This is a genomic window from Thermoflexus sp., assembly GCF_025055495.1.
Lineage (GTDB): Bacteria > Chloroflexota > Anaerolineae > Thermoflexales > Thermoflexaceae > Thermoflexus.
In genome coordinates, this window is the sequence record NZ_JANWXB010000232.1 from 1 (window position 1) to 1,115 (window position 1,115).

General features: G+C 60.1%; 1 protein-coding gene and 1 pseudogene. Both read left to right on the forward strand.

Features of this window, described 5'->3' with window-relative positions; all coding sequences use genetic code 11:
- Positions 1-826, forward strand: an 826-nt coding sequence (locus tag NZM16_RS07655) for an aldehyde dehydrogenase family protein (RefSeq protein ID WP_295479711.1), incomplete at its 5' end; no start/stop codon positions are given.
- 85 nt (positions 827-911) lie between these two features.
- Positions 912-1,115, forward strand: a pseudogene (locus tag NZM16_RS07660) (branched-chain amino acid ABC transporter permease); the annotation flags it as partial.

A 1,115-nucleotide genomic window follows, 5' to 3' on the forward strand; every position in this document is an offset into this window, starting at 1 on the left:
GGATCTCACTGGAGGGACAGCGACAGGGCGGGCAGTGGCGGCCGCCGCAGGATGGAACCTTGCCCGGGTAACGGCGGAGCTGGGAGGGAAGGCGCCAGTGCTTATCTTTGAGGATGCCGACCTGGAAGCGGCAGTCAACGGGGCGGCCTTCGCCGCCTTTATTGCCACTGGACAGACTTGTGTGCAAGGGGCACGGTTGCTGGTGCAACGGCCGATCCTGGAGCCCTTCGTGGAGCGACTGGTGCGCAAAACCCGCGCCCTGCGGCTGGGGGATCCCATGGATCTGGACACTCAGGTAGGTCCCCTGATTTCCCAAGCTCAGCGAGAGCGGGTGATGCGATATGTGGAGTTTGGGCTTCAGGAAGGGGCACGGTTGCTGTGCGGGGGTCGGATCCCGGAGGATCCACGTCTGCAACGGGGATATTTCTATGAGCCCACCGTCCTGGGGGATGTCCGGCCGGATATGGTGGTGGCTCGGGAGGAGATCTTCGGACCGGTAACGGTGGTGATTCCATTTGAGGACGAAGCGGAGGCCATTCGTCTGGCGAACGATTCCCCATATGGTCTGGCAGCGGCGGTGTGGACCCGGGATGTAGGACGGGCCCATCGAGTGGCCCAGGCCCTGGAGGTGGGGGTGGTGTGGATCAACGATCATCATCGGATCGATCCGGCGTCGCCATGGGGCGGGCTGAAGGCCAGCGGCCTTGGACGGGAGAATGGATGGGAGGCGATGCGGGAATACACCCAGACTCAGAGCATCATTGTGAGCATGAGCTCGGAGCTGTTTGGTTGGTATGGCACCACCGAGGTGATTCGATACAGCTAAAGACCAGCGTGGGAATCTCGAATTCCGTTCAGGGTCCTGAACATGAGGGGGAACGGAGACGGATTCTTTGATTGGGGAGGTAGGAATGTCCTTTTCCTTCCTGGTTTTGCAACTTTTGAATGGGTTATCCCTTGCTGCGCTGTATTTCATGGTGGCCAGCGGGTTCAGTCTGATCTTCGGGTTGATGCGGATCGCCAATCTCTCCCATGGGGGCCTCTATCTGATCAGCGGTTACATAGGTCTGACTGTTATTCGTTCCTCGGGGAGCCTCCTGCTTGGCATTGTGGCG